This window comes from [Clostridium] symbiosum ATCC 14940 (assembly GCF_000466485.1).
Classification (GTDB): Bacteria; Bacillota; Clostridia; order Lachnospirales; family Lachnospiraceae; genus Otoolea; species Otoolea symbiosa.
On the sequence record NZ_KE992999.1, the window covers coordinates 48,776 to 68,528 of the forward strand.

Annotated in this window: 18 protein-coding genes and 1 pseudogene; 18 read left to right on the forward strand and 1 reads right to left on the reverse strand. The window is 41.2% G+C overall.

The annotated features are described in order from the left end of the window. Positions 1 to 355: 355 nt before the first annotated feature. Positions 356 to 619 (reverse strand): hypothetical protein, encoded by a 264-nt coding sequence (locus CLOSYM_RS17785; RefSeq protein WP_021643186.1) that lies wholly within the window; start codon positions 617 to 619, stop codon positions 356 to 358. 59 nt (positions 620 to 678) lie between these two features. Here CLOSYM_RS17785 and CLOSYM_RS17790 point away from each other — a divergent pair, with 59 nt between their 5' ends. From CLOSYM_RS17790 to CLOSYM_RS17870, 18 genes and pseudogenes are all read left to right on the forward strand, one after another. Continuing rightward, positions 679 to 1,521 carry a tyrosine-type recombinase/integrase gene (locus tag CLOSYM_RS17790; RefSeq protein WP_021643187.1) on the forward strand — a complete coding sequence of 281 codons (843 nt, stop codon included), beginning with the start codon at positions 679 to 681 and terminating at the stop codon, positions 1,519 to 1,521. A gap of 472 nt (positions 1,522 to 1,993) precedes the next feature. Further along, positions 1,994 to 2,200: a hypothetical protein gene (locus CLOSYM_RS17795; protein WP_021643188.1), complete on the forward strand. Its 207-nt coding sequence runs from the start codon at positions 1,994 to 1,996 to the stop codon at positions 2,198 to 2,200. Between the two features lies 1 nt (position 2,201). Then, positions 2,202 to 2,921 carry a CpsB/CapC family capsule biosynthesis tyrosine phosphatase gene (locus tag CLOSYM_RS17800; RefSeq protein WP_021643189.1) on the forward strand — a complete coding sequence of 240 codons (720 nt, stop codon included), beginning with the start codon at positions 2,202 to 2,204 and terminating at the stop codon, positions 2,919 to 2,921. 36 nt (positions 2,922 to 2,957) lie between these two features. Continuing rightward, positions 2,958 to 3,839 carry a YveK family protein gene (locus tag CLOSYM_RS17805; RefSeq protein ID WP_021643190.1) on the forward strand — a complete coding sequence of 294 codons (882 nt, stop codon included), beginning with the start codon at positions 2,958 to 2,960 and terminating at the stop codon, positions 3,837 to 3,839. Between the two features lie 23 nt (positions 3,840 to 3,862). Next, on the forward strand, positions 3,863 to 4,582 hold the full coding sequence (locus CLOSYM_RS17810; RefSeq protein WP_003499809.1) for a CpsD/CapB family tyrosine-protein kinase: 720 nt from the start codon (positions 3,863 to 3,865) through the stop codon (positions 4,580 to 4,582). A gap of 82 nt (positions 4,583 to 4,664) precedes the next feature. Then, positions 4,665 to 6,095, forward strand: coding sequence for a sugar transferase (locus CLOSYM_RS17815; RefSeq protein WP_003499810.1), 1,431 nt, complete (start codon positions 4,665 to 4,667; stop codon positions 6,093 to 6,095). Continuing rightward, positions 6,095 to 7,180 (forward strand): LCP family protein, encoded by a 1,086-nt coding sequence (locus tag CLOSYM_RS17820; protein ID WP_021643191.1) that lies wholly within the window; start codon positions 6,095 to 6,097, stop codon positions 7,178 to 7,180. Before CLOSYM_RS17815 ends, CLOSYM_RS17820 begins: the two co-directional genes overlap by 1 nt. A gap of 62 nt (positions 7,181 to 7,242) precedes the next feature. Further along, positions 7,243 to 7,929, forward strand: a complete 687-nt coding sequence (locus CLOSYM_RS17825) for a hypothetical protein (RefSeq protein ID WP_021643192.1) — start codon at positions 7,243 to 7,245, stop codon at positions 7,927 to 7,929. A gap of 254 nt (positions 7,930 to 8,183) precedes the next feature. Continuing rightward, positions 8,184 to 9,326 carry a glycosyltransferase family 4 protein gene (locus CLOSYM_RS17830; RefSeq protein ID WP_021643194.1) on the forward strand — a complete coding sequence of 381 codons (1,143 nt, stop codon included), beginning with the start codon at positions 8,184 to 8,186 and terminating at the stop codon, positions 9,324 to 9,326. A gap of 49 nt (positions 9,327 to 9,375) precedes the next feature. Further along, positions 9,376 to 10,434, forward strand: a pseudogene (locus tag CLOSYM_RS24125) (glycosyltransferase family 4 protein); the annotation flags it as partial. Between the two features lie 252 nt (positions 10,435 to 10,686). Continuing rightward, entirely contained in the window at positions 10,687 to 11,877 is a 1,191-nt protein-coding gene (locus tag CLOSYM_RS24130; RefSeq protein WP_044902784.1) for a radical SAM protein, read from the forward strand. 78 nt (positions 11,878 to 11,955) lie between these two features. Further along, positions 11,956 to 12,999: a glycosyltransferase family 4 protein gene (locus tag CLOSYM_RS17840; RefSeq protein ID WP_021643196.1), complete on the forward strand. Its 1,044-nt coding sequence runs from the start codon at positions 11,956 to 11,958 to the stop codon at positions 12,997 to 12,999. Continuing rightward, positions 12,992 to 13,702, forward strand: a complete 711-nt coding sequence (locus CLOSYM_RS17845) for a hypothetical protein (protein ID WP_021643197.1) — start codon at positions 12,992 to 12,994, stop codon at positions 13,700 to 13,702. Before CLOSYM_RS17840 ends, CLOSYM_RS17845 begins: the two co-directional genes overlap by 8 nt. Positions 13,703 to 13,716: 14 nt before the next feature. Continuing rightward, positions 13,717 to 15,141 (forward strand): alkaline phosphatase family protein, encoded by a 1,425-nt coding sequence (locus tag CLOSYM_RS17850; protein WP_044902776.1) that lies wholly within the window; start codon positions 13,717 to 13,719, stop codon positions 15,139 to 15,141. Further along, positions 15,138 to 16,220, forward strand: a complete 1,083-nt coding sequence (locus CLOSYM_RS17855) for a glycosyltransferase (protein WP_004462200.1) — start codon at positions 15,138 to 15,140, stop codon at positions 16,218 to 16,220. The genes CLOSYM_RS17850 and CLOSYM_RS17855 overlap by 4 nt, the downstream gene beginning before the upstream one ends. A gap of 21 nt (positions 16,221 to 16,241) precedes the next feature. Beyond that, positions 16,242 to 17,315 (forward strand): polysaccharide pyruvyl transferase family protein, encoded by a 1,074-nt coding sequence (locus CLOSYM_RS17860; protein ID WP_004462202.1) that lies wholly within the window; start codon positions 16,242 to 16,244, stop codon positions 17,313 to 17,315. Positions 17,316 to 17,327: 12 nt separating this feature from the next. Further along, on the forward strand, positions 17,328 to 18,614 hold the full coding sequence (locus CLOSYM_RS17865) for a Coenzyme F420 hydrogenase/dehydrogenase, beta subunit C-terminal domain (protein WP_044902777.1): 1,287 nt from the start codon (positions 17,328 to 17,330) through the stop codon (positions 18,612 to 18,614). Continuing rightward, positions 18,611 to 19,753 carry a glycosyltransferase gene (locus CLOSYM_RS17870; RefSeq protein ID WP_021643201.1) on the forward strand — a complete coding sequence of 381 codons (1,143 nt, stop codon included), beginning with the start codon at positions 18,611 to 18,613 and terminating at the stop codon, positions 19,751 to 19,753. The genes CLOSYM_RS17865 and CLOSYM_RS17870 overlap by 4 nt, the downstream gene beginning before the upstream one ends.

Below are 19,753 nucleotides of genomic sequence, written 5' to 3' on the forward strand. Positions count from 1 at the left end.
CCTACTTCCCCGGTCCAGGTTATCGCCGGGGACGGAAGACTCATGCGGAGGTTTTCGCGGCACCGGACCCGTTCCGTTCCGCGCTGATGGTCTCTAACCTTAAATGGGGAGAAAATTGTCGCGGCCACTACGTGTTCCTGGCAGGCCAATGTAAAATCAGGTGATATTCTTCCAGTATTCTGCTCAATTTATTAAAAAATGTTATAAATCAAATGTAGCAAATATACAAATATACTCAAACAACCACATGTCGCCATATATAACCTTTATGGAAGCGCTGAGTGGCCGCGACAAGGTCCGCCCCCCGCACTAACGCGTGAGACAAATCAGCGGCCCAGTCAGCGTCCCCACCTTCTTAATTAAATAACCTGATACCAGGGTCAAAAGGTTGGAAATCTGATGCAAGCTTGCTTGCATGAAGATTTTTAATCTTGGGACCCGCCAAAAACATGAGTAAGAAGCCATTTTTCGCAGAAAAATGAGCGGATTGCGAATGTTTTTGAGGATTGTGAGAGCACGCAGTGCGGAGCAATCCGGTTTCAAAGGGGGCAAAAGACCTTTTGACCCCAACATCATAACCTATAGATATCATTTCCGAATAATTTCCAATAAAAACCATAAAAATATCCTCCAAATAATGATAATATAGAAAGTAAAAATATAATAGCAGGAGGAAAAATGAAAGAATACAGATTAACTGTTGAAATGGAAAACCAATTTATACGTTATTTGATCCAGGAAGAAAAAAGCAGCCACACAGTTGAGAAGTACCAGAGAGATCTCAAAAAGTTCGTCCAATTCCTGGGAGGGCAGGAGGTTACCAAAGACTTAGTTATCGAATACAAGAAGAGCCTGTCAGACAGATATGCGGCAACCAGCGTCAATTCCATGCTGGCTTCGCTGAACCATTTTATGCAGTTTGCCGGCTGGCTTGAATTCAAAGTAAAACAAATAAAATTACAGAGGCAGGTTTATTGCCCGGAGGAAAAGGAACTGACGAAAGAGGAGTATTACAGACTGGTGAATACGGCAAAATTAATGAAAAAAGACCGAATTGGCCTTATCATACAAACGATCTGCAGCACCGGGATACGAATCAGCGAACTTATCTATATCACTGTTGCTTCTGTGCATACCGGAGTCGCCTTCGCCACGTGTAAAGGCAAGAGCCGCCAGATTTTTCTTCCCCATAAGCTCAGAATGCTGCTGATGAAATATATCAGACAGAACCAAATCCGTCAGGGCCCCGTATTCCTTACAAGAGAAGGTAAGCCGGTTAACCGGAGTAATGTCTGGAAGGAGATGAAAGCGCTGTGCGCATCGGCCAGAGTATTAGCCGTCAAGGTATTTCCCCATAATTTGAGACATCTTTTTGCCAGAACCTATTACAGAATGGAGAAAGATATTTCGAAATTGGCGGATCTTTTGGGCCACAGCAGCATCAATACAACCAGGATATACATTGTAACATCGGGAACGGAACACAAAAAGCAGATAGAACGGATGAACCTGATATTATAAGATTTGTCGCAGAACTATTTAGTGCAACATAATGTGGATTATGTAGTAGTATACAACAAAAAAACAATTAAGTCCATAATTTCAAATCAAAAAAATAAACTATTAATATTAAGAATATAACAATAAAAAACATTTTTTTATTCTAATCGTTTATATTTTTTAAACATAATTACTATTTTTCTCTAATTTTCCATCTAATTTTCCAGTTTATCCCATTATACCATATCCTGCGTATTTGAAAAGTAAAATTTTATCTGCTATTTGATTTATCCAATCCGGATTTAATTTCATATTAACCGGGAAATGTCAGTGTCAGTTTCATTTATAATATCTTTTTTTCGTATCCCGGAAACATAATCCACATTATGTTGTTCTTTTTATATCCATTTCAGGAACATAATCCACATTATGTAGTGGCACCAAAAATAAAAATTCAATACAGTCAAGCCTAACATTGCAAAGGAAACACAGGATGAAGATTGTAATTGAGGATTTTACATCATGGCCGGATGGGCAGGAGCTGCTCATTGAGTGCCGGAGGCCTGAGACATCTGGATTAAAGGCAGCAGACGAGGAAATACAAAAGCAGAATATGGCAGAATACATAAGTTTTTGCAGAACTGTCTTTGAGGAAAAACAGAAATTCCTACACAAAGACGATTCGGACAGGAGCAAGTAGTATGGAGATGACAGATATTCATGCGCATATATTACCCGGAATTGACGACGGGCCGGAGACAATGGAGGAGACCCGCCGGATGCTGCGAAAGGCATTCGAACAGGGAATACGCAGTATTATTGCCACTCCGCATTATTTTCGCAGGCACTATGAGCCGGAAGTCAGACAGATTTATGAGTTGGTTAGCGCAGTTCAGGCTGAGGCCGATACCCTGACTCCCGGGCTGAGAATTTATCCAGGGCAGGAAATTATGCATTTTTATGAGATTGAGGAGTTTTTGCTTGAAAAGAAAGTGATAACTCTGGCTGGAACAAGATATGTATTAATCGAATTTTTGCCGTCGGTTGTTTACAGCAGATTGGAATTAGCGATGCGGAGAATGATATTTGCCGGTTACATTCCTGTGCTTGCCCATGCGGAGCGCTATTTTTGCCTGAGAAAGAATGGGAGGCTGGAGGAACTGGCGGCGGCCGGGGTCCGTATGCAGATGAATTATCAGAGCCTGGAAACAGGAAAGAATTATTCCGACAGGCGCTGGTGCCGGAAAATGGTACTGGAGGACAACTTTCACTTTCTAAGCACCGATATGCATGGAGCGGATGTCAGAACACCGGACTGCGAAATGACATTAGCGTGGCTGAGAAAGAGAGCGGGAGAGGAACGCATCAGAGAGCTTACGATAGAAAACCCTGGGAAACTTCTGGACGGTTTACGGATATAAATATGGTTAAAACAAAAGAGGAAAAAGGAATAGGACATGGAAAAGATTACGCACCAACATCTGGATGATGATGAAATAGTGATTGACTTTTGGGAATTATTTTACGAGTTCAAACGGAGAATCTGGTGGATATTATTGGCGGCCGTTCTTGGAACCGGAGCGGCAGGGGCATATAGCTACTATCTTTTGACACCACAGTATATTTCGGAGGCAAAAATCTATGTTTTGTCAAAAGAAACTACACTGACCTCGCTGGCGGATCTGCAGATGGGAACGCAGCTCACCCAGGATTATAAGGAACTGATTGGCAGCAGGCCGGTTATGCAGGAAGTAATCAACACATTGAATCTGGATATCACTTACAGGCAGCTGGCGGAAAAGCTGAAATTAGAAAATCCGAAGGACACGCGAATCCTGTATTTGACTGTGACGGATCCAAACCCTTATATGGCAAAAGCGATTGTAGATGAGATAGCCAATGCTGCCTCAGACTATATCGGAGAAATTATGGAGATGACGCCGCCCAAGCTGATTGAGGACGGTATGGTAGCGACGGTGCAGACCAGTCCGAATGTGAAAAAAAATGCGGCAGTCGGCGGCCTGGTGATGCTGGTTCTGGCCTGTGGCGTTATTACGCTGAGCGTTATCATGAACGACACAATCAGATCGGAGGAGGACGTCTTCAAATATTTGGAGCTTCCGGTATTGGCTGTTGTTCCGGAGCGGAAGGATTCGAAAGTGGAAAGAAGCAGCTCTTCAGGCCGGTTCTTTGGAAGAAAGAAAAAAGTGTCCGGGAAGCGCGGCTCCAGGAAAAAGACGGAAATTACACGCAAAACGCCGGAGGAGACAAGGCAGTCTGAAAAAACAGACCAGGAGCTACCGGCAGCGGCTTTGAAAGATAAAACCGAAAACAGTTAGAAAAATCGGTAAGGAGAGACGAGATGGGTAAGGAAATCAGCTTAATGCGTGATCAGAAAGAGGATTACCAGTACGAAGAGGCGATTAAAACCCTGAGAACGAATATTCAATTTTCAGGTACAAATTTACAGGTCATCATGCTGACCAGCGCGGTGCCGAATGAGGGTAAGAGTGAGATATCATTTTCATTGGCTTCCTCACTGGCCCAGATTGATAATAGAGTACTTTTGATTGATGCGGATGTCAGAAAATCCGTTTTGGTGACCAGATATAAGCTGGACCGGAAGATTGAGGGGCTGTCCCAGTATCTGAGCGGACAGAAAAAGCTGGAGGAAGTGATTTATACGACCAATATACCGAATCTGGACGTTATTTTTTCCGGCCCCCTTTCGCCCAACCCGGCGGAACTACTGGAAGAACCGTTGTTTAAAAAACTGATCGACCATGCAAGGGAGGAATATGCCTATGTCATTATAGACACGCCGCCGATGAGTACCATCATAGACGGAGCAATTGTGGCCGGTCACTGTGATGGGGCAATTATGGTGGTGGAGAGCGGTGGTGTCAGCTACAGAGTTCTCCAAAAGGTGAAGAGACAGTTGGAACGCAGCGGCTGCCGGATTCTGGGAACGGTTTTGAACCGTGTCAATATGCAGGTGCAGGGATATTACCGGTATTACGGAAAATACGGGAGATATCATTACGTATATGGTTATGGTTACGGCCGTGAAAATAAGAAATGAAAAGAAGCAGGCCCCAAAACTGTGCTGAAAAACCGGCGGGACGTTCCTGCAGGATAAACAAAAGAAATCAGAGGAACAAAGTATGATTGTCAGAAACCGTGCATTTTATATGGTTTTAGATACACTGATGGTTATTTTTTCCTATATTGTGACATCGCTTCTCAGAGAGGGCGCCCTTCCGGGAATTACGCCGTCAGAACTGTGGTACCGGTGTGTTCTGGTGATATGTGTATACTTTCTTGTCACCCTGTTTTATCAGGTAAAGAAGCCACTGATGAAACGGAATAATTGGAATGAACTGGAAGTCGTTTGTAAAGTCAATTTTCAGATGGCCTTAGGACTGGCGCTGCTGCTGTATTTATTCAAGGTGGGAACGAAGTTTCCGCGCTCGTTCTATCTTATTTTCTTCATTGTAAACACTGCATTTATGTATACGGCCCATTTTTTGCTGAAGTCTTTTCTCTATGATTATTATAGGAAAACAGAAAACAGAAAGAAGCTAATCCTTTTTGCCAATGAGGAAAATGCGATGAAAATGATGCATAAATATGTTAGCTCTTATATGTATGATTACGAGGCCGTAGCGCTTGTGGTTATCAGCGGCCACCGTGATAAAGGCAGTCTGCATGTGGAGATAAACCGCATTCTCCGTGGGAAAAACGGAAGTTATATGGAATCATCGGAAAAATGCCTTGAAGAGTTTCTGATGAGGGAGGCAATTGACGAGGCCCTCGTGAGTATGCCGCAGTCGAGAAGGCAGTGGCTGATTGAGCTGATTTTATATATGGAGAATCTGGGAATTGTCACCCATGTGACAACGAATACCTTCTGTCTCGGCCGGGAGGAGAAGGCAGTTGAAGAGTTTGGAATTTACAATGTCCTTACCTACAGTCCCAGAATATTCGAGCCTGCGGAGCTGATTTTAAAACGGGCGGTGGACATTGCCGGCGGGCTGGCCGGCGTTATTCTGACCATTCTGATCGGAATTGTCATTGCGCCGATGATATATCTGGAGTCGCCGGGGCCTGTGATATTTAAGCAGACCAGAATTGGGAAAAACGGACGCCGTTTTACCATCTATAAATTCCGTTCCATGTATATGGATGCGGAGGAGCGAAAGAAAGAGCTGATGGCGAAGAATGAGATGAACGGCCTGATGTTTAAAATCAAGGATGACCCCAGGATCACGAGAGTTGGTAAATTTATACGCAAGACCAGCCTGGATGAATTTCCGCAGTTCTTTAACGTCCTAGCGGGGGACATGAGCCTGGTTGGAACACGGCCTCCGACGGAGGATGAATTTGTTAAATATTCAGAACGCCATAAGAGGCGCCTCAGCCTGAAACCGGGAATTACGGGGATGTGGCAGGTCAGCGGGAGAAACTCGGTCAGTGATTTCGAGGAAATTGTAAATCTGGATCTGGAATACATAGATAATTGGTCGTTCTGGCTGGATATCAAGCTGCTCTTCCAGACCGTGTATGTGGTTCTGTTCCAGAAGGGGGCGTCCTGATGGGGAGAAGAGACGGAAGAGGTGGAAGAAATAGAAGCAATAGAAGAAATAGTAGCAGATGGAAGGGCGCACTCCCTTTCTTTGCGGCCGCAGGTGCCTTCTTTCTCATATGGTTTTTCTGGTTTAGCTGGGGGATGTACCGGCAACGGCAGGATACCGAGGCACGGATTCTGGAACAGGAAAATGGGAGAGCTGTTGAAGCTATCGGTTCACCGGCGAAAAATGTTTTGGAATACAACGGGAAGAAATACAGGCGGAATACGGCAATGCGCGCAATCCTCTGTCTTGGCGTTGACACGACAGGTGAGATGGAGCGCCACCAGGTTTCAGGCGAGGGAGGACAGGCAGACGGTATATTTCTTGTGGCTCAAAATGCAGCCACGGATACAGTGCAAATCCTGATGATTCCCAGGGATACCATGACGGAAATTACATTATTTGATTATTTCGGAAATGAACTGGGAAAAGATGTTCAGCATTTAGCCTTAGCCTACGCCTACGGAGACGGAAGGGAGCAAAGCTGTGAGCTTATGACAGAGGCGGTTTCAGATTTGATGTTCGGCCTGCAGATAGATAGCTATTTTGCAACAAATATCAGTACGGTTCATATTCTGAATGATGAAATCGGAGGTGTAGAGGTTCTGATAGAAGACGAAGCCCTGGCCGAAAAGTATCCGGAGTTTGCCATGGGAGAGACGGTTCTGTTAAAAGGAGAGCAGGCGGAACATTACATCCGCTACCGAGATATCAATCAGCATCAGACAGCGCTGACACGATTGGAGCGTCAGAAGGGATACATAAAAGCCTATCTTGAAACGGCTAAGCGCAGAGCCAAAGAAGATGACCAGTTGATTGTCAGGCTGATGGATGATGTGGAAAAATATATGATTACCGATATGGCCAAGGATCAGTATATGGATATGGCCCTGGCGGTATTAAACAGCCCTCAGGTCATGAATGACGGAGATTTTATCTCTCTGCCGGGGGAAGCGGTCCAGACGGACTTATATGAGGAATTCCATCCGGATGAAGAAAAATTAAAAGAACTTGTAATTCAGATGTTTTATAAAGAAATAAAGTCTTGAGAATTAGATTTGGAAAGACAAAACAGCAGTTCGGTTAAAGCAGATTAGAAAGGAGATTTGTTATGAAAAAAAGGTATATTGGCATTATTTTGGCAGCAATGATGACGGCACAGCCGTTGGCGGCCCAGGGAGCGGTAAATCCAAGCCCGAATACAAAGCCGGTGGTGACACCGTCAAAGGATCGGGATGACAGTAATGCGAGTTCAAAGCCGCTTGATAAGACTGGCAGCGAAGGCACAGGAATTACAGGAGCAGCGACCGGAAGCGGAGGTTTAGTAGGCGGATCGACAACAGGCGGAACGGCGACAGGTGGAACCGCAGGCGGCGGTTCAGCCGGCAATTCCATTACAGTCGGAAATACGGAAGTCCGTTTTGCGTCCAATGAGGAAGTGAAGGAGAGCTTTTCCCAGACGGTTGTAGAGACGATTAACACAATTAACTCGGGAACAACTCCGCTCTACCGCGCTATCGGCACGCCGGAGACAGTTGGCTATAACCCATTAATTCCGGTTCAGACACTTGTGGTGACAGATGCTGCTACTCAGACAAAATTAGAGGAAAAAGTTACCGTCAGTTTATATGTGCCGAATCTGGTGGAAGGACTGAATGACGTGCAGCTGCTCTATTATAACACAGTGACGAAAAAGTGGGAGTTTATGGCCCCTCTTGCGATTGATTATGCGACAAAACAGGTGACGGTGACGCTGGGGAGCGATACGGCGTTTACGGTGGTGTATAAGAATAAGTAAGAGTGGAGAGGAATGTACCGGGAGGTGTCCTTGGGGATTCGATGGATAAAAACGTGGAATTCCCGAGGGCATTTGTCAGTGAAATTCATTCTGGATGAGGTTGAAAAATTAAAAGGGAAATCTAGAAAGCAGGATGAGCATAAAGAAAAATATATGTCATAGAAAGCACTCCACCTAAAAATGAATTTGACAATAGGAAACTTGTTAGGGGTACTTAAGTAAATCTGGCAAGCAAGGGCAATGAATGGGGCAGGATGAAATTGGAAAAAAAACTAAAGGTAGGGATGTTCGGCCACAAGCGAGTACCTTCCCGCGAGGGTGGAATTGAGATCGTTGTGGAGGAATTGGCGAAACGGATGGTGCGGGAGGGTTATCAAGTTACCTGTTATAACCGTGCAGGTCATCACGTCAGCGGAGCAGAATACGATGCGGAAACAAAAAGTGAATATGAGGGCATCCGCCTGAAAACGGTTCCTACCATTGAGAGGAAAGGACTGGCGGCAGTTTCATCTTCATTCTTTGCAGCGCTGTGCTGTGCTTTTGGAAAATATGATGTGGTACATATCCATGCGGAGGGACCGGCGCTGTTTTGCTGGATTCCGAAGCTATTTGGGAAGAAAGTAGTAGTCACAGTACACGGCCTGGATCATGCCAGGTCCAAGTGGGGCGGAATTGCGAGTAAATGTATTTTGATGGGTGAAAAAAACGCCGTCAGATATGCAGATGAAATCGTTGTTCTGAGCAAAGGTATACAGGACTATTTCAAACAGACCTACGGGCGAAAGACACGATTTATCCCCAACGGAGTGAACCGGCCGGAGATCAGACAGGCAGAATTAATTATAGAGAAATTTGGACTTGAAAAAGATTCATATATATTATTCCTTGGACGTTTGGTTCCGGAGAAAGGACTCCGTTACCTGATAGAGGCGTTCCGGCAGGTGGACACCGGTAAGAAGCTGGTAATCGCCGGGGGAAGTTCTGATACAAATGCTTTTATGCAGGAATTGAAGGAATTGACAGTAGGTGATGACCGTATAATCTTCACCGGTTTTATACAGGGACAGACGCTGGATGAGCTGTACAGTAATGCGTATGTATACTGTCTGCCGTCTGATCTGGAGGGGATGCCCCTGAGTCTGCTGGAGGCAATGAGCTATGGAAACTGCTGTCTGGCCTCGGATATCGCGGAGTGTACAGAGGTGGTGGAGAATAAGGCGCTGGCTTTTAAGAAATCAGATGTCAGTGATTTGAAGGATAAACTGCAGTTTGCATGTGATTATCCGGAAGAAGTGAAGAAGCTGAAAGCCGGATCGGCTGGCTTTATCTGTAAAAAATACAGTTGGGATGATGTGGTAAAGCAGACGCTGAAATTATATCAAAAACAGATGAGATGATGGATACAATAAAAAGGCTTATAAGAGGAAGACAAAAATGCGGGTATTGATGATCAACAAGTTTCTCTATCCCAACGGCGGATCAGAGACCTACATATTTAAATTGGGAGATTACTTAAAAAGCCAGGGGCACGAAGTTCAGTATTTCGGGATGGAGCATGAGGGGCGCTGCGTAGGGAATGCGGTGAACGCTTATACATCGGATATGGGTTTTCACGGTGGAAGCAAGCTGTCCAAACTGACTTATCCGATTAAGACGATTTATTCTTCGGAAGCGCGGAAGAAGCTGCGTTTGGTGCTGGAGGATTTCAAGCCGCAGATTTTGCATCTCAACAATTTTAATTACCAGTTGACACCCAGCATCATCCTTGAAGTTCAGAAATGGCGCAGAGAGGGCAACAAATGTCGGATTATTTTCACGGCACATGACTACCAGCTGGTATGTCCAAACCATATGTGCAATAACCCGAATACAGGTGAAAACTGTGAGAAATGCCTTGGAGGGCATTTCCTGAACTGCACCAAGGGAAAATGTATCCATGAAAGTACAGCGAAGAGTGTAATCGGAACAATGGAAGCTGAATTTTGGAAGCTGAATGGCGTTTATAAGTACATTGATTCTATAATCTGTTGTTCCGAATTTTTGAAAACAAAAATGAACAGCAATCCGGTGTTTGCCAAAAAGACAGTTGCGCTCCATAATTTCGTGGACAGGGTGGAGTGGAAAGATGTTCAGAAGAAGGAGTATGTTCTTTATTTTGGCAGATTTTCAAAAGAGAAAGGTATCAACACACTGATCAGAGTATGCCGGGAACTGCCGGATGTACAGTTTATCTTTGCCGGTTCAGGCCCATTGGAAAAAGAAATTAATGGGATTCCGAATATCAAAAATGTAGGATTTCAGACTGGAGCAGCATTGGAGAAGCTAATCCGGGAAGCAGGGTTTTCTATCTACCCGTCTGAGTGGTATGAGAACTGCCCGTTCTCTGTGATGGAGAGTCAGATGTATGGCACGCCGGTTCTGGGCGCAAACATTGGCGGTATTCCGGAACTAATTGAGGTTGGAAAGACCGGCGAGTTATTCGAGAGCGGCAGTGCGAGTGAATTGAAAGAGAAAATCCAGAAGCTGTGGGCTGATAAGAAACTGGCAGATACCTACAGCCGGAACTGCAAGGATATTCAATTTGATGATATTGAAGAATATACCGAAAAGCTGATGCAGATTTATAGAGGAAAGAAGAAACCAGCTGGGGCTGCGAAAACTGTGGGGGCTGTTCAGGGAGCTGATACAGAAAAGAATGTAAATACTGCAAAGAGCACAAGTAATATGAAAGCTACTGCTATAAAGGGAGATAAAACGATGGCAAAGAAAAATAATAACGAGAAAAAACTGAATGGTACGGTCATCGTCACTTACCGCTGCAACGCTCGTTGCTCTATGTGCAACCGATATAAAGCTCCTTCCAAACCGGAAGAAGAGATTAATATAGAGACGCTCAAGAAGCTGCCGAAGATGTATTTTACGAATATCACCGGTGGTGAGCCGTTTATCCGTACTGACTTAAAAGATATTGTGCGGGAACTGTATAAGAAGTCTGATCGTATTGTAATCTCCACAAATGGTTTCTTTACGGATCGAATCGTGGATCTCTGCAAGGAATTCCCCCAGATCGGCATTCGTATCTCTATCGAGGGTTTGGAGAAGACCAATAATGAAATCCGAGGTTTGCAGAATGGCTATCAGCGTGGCTACGGCACTTTAAAAAAGCTGCGCGAGATGGGAATGAAGGACGTCGGTTTTGGTATGACGGTACAGGACAAGAATGCTCCTGATCTTGTGCCGCTTTATAAAATTTCAGATGAGATGGGCATGGAGTTTGCAACAGCCAGCTTACATAACAGTTTTTACTTTGTAGAAGCGAAGAACATCATTCATGATCGCCCGATGGTTGCGAAGAACTTTGAAGATCTGGTTAATCAGCTACTTAGGAGTAATAGTCCGAAGAAGTGGTTCAGGGCTTATTTTAACCACGGCCTAATTAACTACATCTACGGCCAGAAGCGATTGTTGCCTTGCGACATGAGCTTTGATACCTTTTTCATTGATCCGTACGGTGATGTTATGCCTTGTAATGGTACTAAGGATAAAGAGGTCATGGGTAATCTGAACCGTCAGAACTGGGACGAACTGTGGAACAGTCCAGAGGCGGAGATGGTACGTAAGAAGGTTCGCTGCTGCGACCGTGACTGCTGGATGATTGGTTCTGTAAGTCCGGCAATGCATAAGTATATCTGGAAGCCTGCGACTTGGGTTGTAATTCATAAAGTAAAGGCGCTGTTCAGCAAGCATCCGTACTCCATGTATGAGAATAGGAGTGTGCGGGATTACCGGGAGGGTAAGATCACTAAAGAAGAGTTGGATAAGTGCAGCACTTGTGACATGTGCGCAACGATCAAGGATGGGTTGAGTGAAAGCAGCCGTGAGCAGCTCAAGGGCAAGACCGGTGAAGAGATTGTGGAAGCGGATATTGCAGAGCAGATGAAGAGGTAAACTATGAGCTTTCATGCCACGTAGAAGCATGGATAAAGCGTCAGAATATTTTGAATTAAGTAGGTAAAAGGAGAAAATATGGTTGTATTATCTGATTGCTTAACAAATAAAATAGACGAGGGCTGTTTGAAGGTAGCAAACAGTCTTGCAAAAAGATTAAAGAAAGCAGAACCGAATACAACCATCGTTTCTTTTAGTCGTAGATCTGATGATTCAGATAACTACATGTCTTTGAACAAATTTTTCTTGAACAAGGAGTTATGGGAGCTGCTAAACAGGAAAAAGGAACCAATACTCTATATTCCCTTTGCATCTAATACAACAGCAAGCTGTTTACGTACTTTTATCCTTTCACTGTTATCAAAAAGGAAAACGGCTGTTTTGTTTGTTCTGCGATTCCACATGAATCCTTTGGGAAAAATTCTTCTAAAAGCAAGCGGAGCCAAGGTGATAGCGCTGTCTCAGGAATCCTATCAATTTTACAAGAAGATTGTAGGAAAACGGGCATTTTATTTGAAAACAGGTATTGATACGGATAAATTCACTCCAGTTAATCAGGAGAAGAAACAGATTTTGCGCGAAAAATATTATATTCCGGCAGAAAAAAAAGTGGTCCTTCATGTAGGGCATTTAAAAGGCAGCCGGAATGTGGATAAATTGGTTGGGATTGATGAGCGGTATCACATTATTTTAGTGGTAAGTTCAGTTACGGAAGCTGAGAAAGATGCGTCCATTAGGACTATGCTCGAAATACGGGGAAATATAACCATTATTGACACTTATTTGAGAAATGTTCAGGAGGTTTATCAGCTGGCAGATGTGTATCTATTTCCGGTACAGGAGATTGAAAATTGCATAGACATTCCTTTGTCGGTACTAGAGGCAGCTTCCTGCAATTTGCCAATTGTGACAACGGAATATGGGGAATTAGCATCCTTTATAGGGCAAGAAGGTTTTCTGTTTACAGCTGATTTAAGTTCAAATTCCTTAAATGAAGCATTAGAAACGATGATATCTAAAGCAGAGATTAATAATAGACAAGCAGTGCTAGAGTACGACTGGAGACATTCTGTTGATAAGCTTCAAAGAATGATAGAAGCAGGAGATGAGATTCATGGGTAAAAGAATTGCATTGATAGGACTGGATGGTTCTGGCAAATCTGCAAATATAGATAAAATGAAGCAGGATCCGGATTATTCAAGGTATAAATTTGTTTGGGTTCGATGGAAGCCTACACTCTTGAAACCAGCTTACATATTAATGGAGAAGAGAGTGTCTGGAAAGAATAAAAGCGTTGATATACGGATTCAGGTTGACGGAAAAAGTGGAGAGAAGCAAGCTGAGTTAAATGCGGATTACAATGCAAAGTCCGGATTAAAAGAGAAAATTTTCGGTAAGCCCATAATTCGACGCATTTGGATGTTTCTGGCGTTAATTGACTATTTTTTTCAATTTTACATAAAGATTATGCCGTTCATACTAACTGGAAAGGACATTATTTTTGACCGATTTTACCTTGACTTATTCGTTGATCAAGGAATTAATTTTGGGTATTCGCCGGAAAAAATCCGCCAAGAAATTGGGAAACATAAATTTCTGTTTCCCAAGATAGATTACTTTGTTTATATCCGTGTTTCACCCGAAACTTGTTACATGAGAAAAAATGATATTCCTAATATGGATTATTTAAATAGAAGATATGCTGTTTATGAGTGTTTATCGGAGGAGGACAATTGGATTATAGTCAATGGCGAGACTCCTTTCTCAGAAGTAAATTCCAGAATTAAAGGAATTATCTTGAGATTAACAGAACATTGTTATTGAGGAGGAATATAGTATTGGATGCAAAAAAGAAAACAATTATGGTCATACTAGATGGCCTTGACTATGAATATATAAAGAAAAATCTGAAACAATTTCCTTTTTATAAAAAACTTTATGAGAATAAAAAATTATGTCCATTAGAATCGGTAGTTCCTGCCGATTCGATTCCTTCCTGGACAACAATTTATACCGGACTCAATCCCGCTGAGCATGGGGTTCTTGAATCCATTGATTATCTTGACTTTAAAAACAAAATAAAGGGGGATTATTCTGTCATTCAAGGCCATTCTTTTTGGGATGTGCTTAGTAAAGAAGGGAAAAAAGTCTTTATATTCAATCCTTTTATGGCGTATCCAGCATGGGATGTGAATGGGTTAATGATTTGTGGGCCTGTATTTGAGGGTGGTGGTGTCAGTACAAATCGCCCTGATTTAGTCGATATGAAGAGCATGCCTTCTATTGGCGGTATGGTTGACCATCCGACGGATAAGGAAATGTCGAGGTTCTTTCAGGAAACAATGGAACTTTCACAAAAGCAGTTTGATACTTTCCATAAGTATTTTCAAAAGGATGTTTACGATTTCGCTTTTCTGGGTGTCACAACTCCGGATCGAATGCAGCATTTTCTGTGGCGGTATACGGATCCGGGAGACAGGACTTATCCGGGAAAAAATAAACTTCAGAATGCAATCCTTGAGATGTATCAGCTCATGGAGAAAAATGTCAAAAGGCTAATGGAGGAGTACGATAAAAATTATAATGTTGTTGTTATCAGTGATCATGGACATGGTAGGCGATGCGAGAAAACATTTTATATCAATCAGTGGCTGATCAGTCAGGGAATGATTAAAGACAAAGGTAAGAAAAAAAGAACGATAGAGTATGCAAAAAATTGTATGCTTAAGATTCTTGCGACTTTTTTTATCGTCGAAGCAGGAACAAAGTTTTTTAAACAGTTTAAGTTAGCACATAAGGTAAAGAATGCAGACTATGTGTTTTCGGATAAGAAGCAGAAAATATATGCACCTAAATTTGATGGATGTAATCCGTTTGGCGGTATTATGGTAACACGCTCTGAATTTGCTTCTGCTGAGGAATATGAGGCAATGCGTCAGAAGATTATTGATGGGTTACTTCTGGTTAAGGATCATGACCAGTCGGTAATGATTTGGGTGAAACGGCGCGAGGAAATTTACGAAGGAGAAAAGGTAGAGAATTATCCTGATATCGTATATCGAATGAGACCAGAATATGGTGTTGACCGGGGATTATACGGGAAAAAGCTGTTTGGAATCAATGCTATGCATGAAGTTCTTTCTGGCGGACATAAATTTCTTGGTGTCATCATGGGAAACCGTGAGGATACAAAAAATGTTAAGAGTGTTTTGAGCATACATAAGTATATTGTAAATATAAGTGGGGAACAGAACAAGGGATGAGTAAAAAGAAAATAGCAGTACTTCTTCCGTCTTTTAGTATCGGAGGAACGGAAAATATGGTGGCGCATTTGGCAAAATACATTGATAAAGATAAGTTTGATATGTTGGTAGTCTCTCTTGCGGCGCCTATGGATACCCATGTTCAGAGTTTACTTGAAGATTCTGGAGTGCAGATTGCCTATGCAATGAAGGGTAAGGTAAAAATCTGGAAAGTTTTTTTTAATGTTAATAGCGAACTTCAAGCATTTAGGCCGGATTTAATTCACTCGAATATGTATGTATTCGCTTTTTGCGTGCCATATTTGTTGACGCACCATATAAAACTTTTGCATACGATTCATAATAAACCAGTCAATGAGTTCAAAGATAAATATAAAAAGCTGATCGCATGGCTTTATCAAATCAACAAGGCCGTTCCCGTGGCAATTTCTCATATTGTAGAAAAGGAAATGAAAGAACTTTATTCAAAAGAGTTAAAGAGAATAGAAAGAGTTTATAATCCGGTTGAAATCTCAAAATTTTATACCGAAAGAAAGTATTCTGAAAAAAAGAATATTACATTTATCAATGTAGCTCGGTTTATGAAGCAAAAAAATCAGACACTTTTATTGGAAGCATTTGCTGAAGCTAAAAATCAAGCACCTGATATTAATTTGGTATTCGTTGGTGATGGAGAACTACGCAGTGAATTAGAAAAAAAGATTGAAATATTGGGAATTAGAGAGAATGTTTTTCTTGCAGGGAATGTTCATAATGTAAACGAGTATCTGGCTAAAGCAGATATATTTGTCTTGTCGTCAGATTATGAGGGATTGCCGCTATCAATTTTAGAAGCTATGGCTGCGGGACTTCCTATTATATCAACAAATGTTGGTGGTGTGGCGGATATTGTTACAGACAATGGAATCCTGATACCACCAAAAGACGGACACAGACTGGCTAATGAAATGGTAAAACTCGTGTTAAATCACAAGCTGCGTTATGAAATGGGGTGCAATTCGGCTAGAAATGCAAAGCAATATGACAGTTCGGAATTTATTGCACAGTATGAGAGTCTTTATATGAAATATGCGAAATAATTATTGGGGAGAATAGAAAAGTTGAAAAGAATCGGAATGCTTACAATACATGATACAGTAAACTATGGCTCTTTATTACAGACATATGCTACATATAATGCGGTTAAGCAAATATGTGGCAATGTGGAAATTATTGATTATACATGTAAAGCAATTGAAGACAGAGAAACAACGTATCCGCTGAAAAGTGTGCGAACCATAAAGGGGTTTTTCAAATTTGTATTATGGCATCCGATGTTACACAAGAAGAAAATTAGTTTTCATACATTTATTAAAGAACAAATGAAGCTGAGTCCGCGATATAACATTGAAACTATCGTAAATGCAAATAATCGATATGATATTTTTATAGTTGGAAGCGATATTGTTTGGGGAATGAATATAACGGGGCATGATTACACATATTTTCTTGATTTTGTTAAGTCTGATAAAAGAAAGTATGCATTTTCTTCTTCTATCGGTACAGCATGGAATGAAAATGATAAGCCAAAGATTAAATCGCTATTGGAAAAATTTGACTCAATTAGTGTTAGGGAGGAACAGGCGTCGGAATGGGTTGAAGAATTATTAGGAAAAAAAGTTCCGGTTACATGTGATCCAACGATGCTATGGCCGAATACATATTGGAGGGAGTTATCCGATGATGAGTATGCACCAAAAGACAAGTATGTTTTGATTTATCTCACAACAAAAGATAAAGCTAATATTCGTGATGGTATTGCATATGCAAAGAAACATAAGATGATAGCATATTATATCGATTTTAATCATGTAAAGCCAATAGAAAATTTAAGGATTTTGAAACCGGTATCCATTCAACAATGGATTTCACTGATTCTACATGCAGATACCGTTTTTTCAGCATCATATCATGGATTATTATTTGCATTATATTTTCATCGAAATGTGTTCTACTACAATCGTGGCAATACATCCCGAATGCTCTCTTTATGTAAAGAATTGCATATTGAAAATCGAGAAGGAAAGACACAAAATCTGAATTATGATGTGCCTATTGATTATGTTTATATTGATAATGCGATTGAACAAAAGAGGAGTGAATCGTGGGAGATTTTACGGGAGTATTTAAGATAGGAGAATGGGAAAATGCGCAGCTTATGCGATAAGGATAAATGTACAGCCTGTGGCGCTTGCGAAAATCTGTGTACTCAGAATGCAATTTATCGGCAAGAGAACATAGACGGTTCATGGCACATGGAAATTAATGAAAAGATGTGCGTGAATTGTGGCCGATGCTCCAATGTATGTCCGAATAATAGGAGAACAGATTTAAACCGACCGTTACAGGCGTATGCAGCATGGAGCTTGAATGAGAAGATGCATTCCACAGCAGCTTCAGGAGGAATTGCTTCTGAATTATATAGCTATGCTGTGGAACAAAAAATGCATTTTGCAGGCGTGCTTATGAATGAATATAATGAAGCCCATTTCTTAATTGGTTCACAGGAGGCGGATATACATAAGTTCAAAAATTCTAAATATACGTTTAGTTATATGGATGATATATATAAGAAAATCTGCACATTATTAAAGTCTGGTGAAGTAGTTCTATTTATTGGCCTCCCCTGCCAGGTGGCAGGTGTTAAAAATTATATGCAGATGCAAAAGGTCTCTGGGAAATTATATACAGTTGATTTAGTTTGTCACGGAACGCCGCCGCCTAAGTACTTGAAGGATCATATAGCTTGGATTGAAAAGAAGACAGGAAAAAAAGCGAAAAGTCTGTATTTTAGAGATCCTTGCTATAAGACAGACAAATTTGCTTTCACCATATATGATGTAAGCCATGAAAGCATTTTTGAGCAGACAAATTTGCTTTCCAAAAAACCAACATACATAAAGTATGTTGGTGATAACGATTTATACCAAATTGGCTATCATAATGCTCTGATATATAGAGAATGCTGTTATAACTGCATCTATGCACGAGCCGAACGAAGCGGTGATATTACGCTGGGAGATTATCATGGACTTGGGAAGATGAGCGGATATGACCATGAAAGAAATCAAGTGTCGTGTGTTCTCATTAATACTGAACAGGGAAAAAGTTTATGGACTGTTTTAACACAAAATGTACATATTGCATCCCACGAAAGACCAGTAGATGAGCCTTTGACGTATGAGAAACAGTTGAAAACGCCGTCGGTGGCGCCTCCTGATAGGTCAGTTTTTCTTGAGAAATATAAGGAAAGTCAAAATTATAATGTTAGTGCTGCAATTGCGTTTTCCAGCTATGTAAAAAAGAATCGAATAGCAAAGATGTTTCCAGTAAGAGCAATAAAATTAAATATAATAAGAGCGATTCCGCGACCGGTTAAAGAAGCATTGAAAGATATTAGACGGAAGAATAGTAGTGGGCGAGGGCTAAAATGATAACTTACATTTCATTAAGATTTGAAACCAATATCGGAGCAAAAGTTCACCGGAGCATTTTAGAAGAACTTTTTGGTGAAGATAATATTTATACAATTGATTTAAGACCTAGAAACCAGGAAAGAAAGCTGAGATATATTTGCTACGGAAAATACAAAAATCCATTAGATAGAATTTTTAGATGGATTCAGGGTAATACAATGTATATCAGCAATAAAATAATTAACGAAATTTGTAATATCATTGGCGAGAGCAAGTCAGAACTGGTGTTTTTAGAAAATTCTAATTTTGGCTCTTTGGTAAAGAAAATAAAAACAAAATATCCGAATATCAAAGTTATCTGTTTTTACCATGATATTGATGCAGACTTGTATCGGCAATGGAGCAAAGAAAGCAACTGGGTTGGGAAGATAGAGAACAAGATAGGTATAAAACAAGAAATGCTTTCACAAAGATATTCAGATATAGATATTGTTTTCAATAAAAGGGATGCACAGTTATATGAAAAATACTATAAGAATAAACCGAATTATATTATTCCGCTTTCTTCGTATAAAGTAGATTTAAATGAGACATTTTTGGAAATGAAACCGTCAGCTGGCAGTGATAGAAAGAAATTGCTGTTTGTTGGTTCTAAATATTATCCGAACCTTGAGGGGATTCGCTGGTTTTACAAAAATGTTATACCGGGTCTTAACAATAAAATACAGATAAATATTGTTGGACGAGGAACGGAAATTTTAAGATCAGAAATGGATGATTCCAGAGTTCATGTGCTGGGAACTGTTGATGATGTGTTCCAGTACCTATATGATGCAGACATTTTTATAGCTCCACTTTTCAGTGGAGGCGGTATGAAAGCAAAATCAATCGAAGCAATTTCTCTTGGAAAATGTTTTGTAGGGAATGATGAAAGTCTTGCAGGATTTTGGGAGGAGATGGACGACACAGTTAGAAATAAGGTGATTTTTAACTGTGAGACAGCAGGTGATTGGATTAAAACAATCAATGCGTTGTCAGAAAAGGAAATTCAGAAGTTTTATCCGGAATTATACAAAATATTTATTGATAAATTTTCATATGACAAAACAAAAGAAGCATTTATTGAAATGCTTCAAATTAAGGGGGAGAAGAATTGA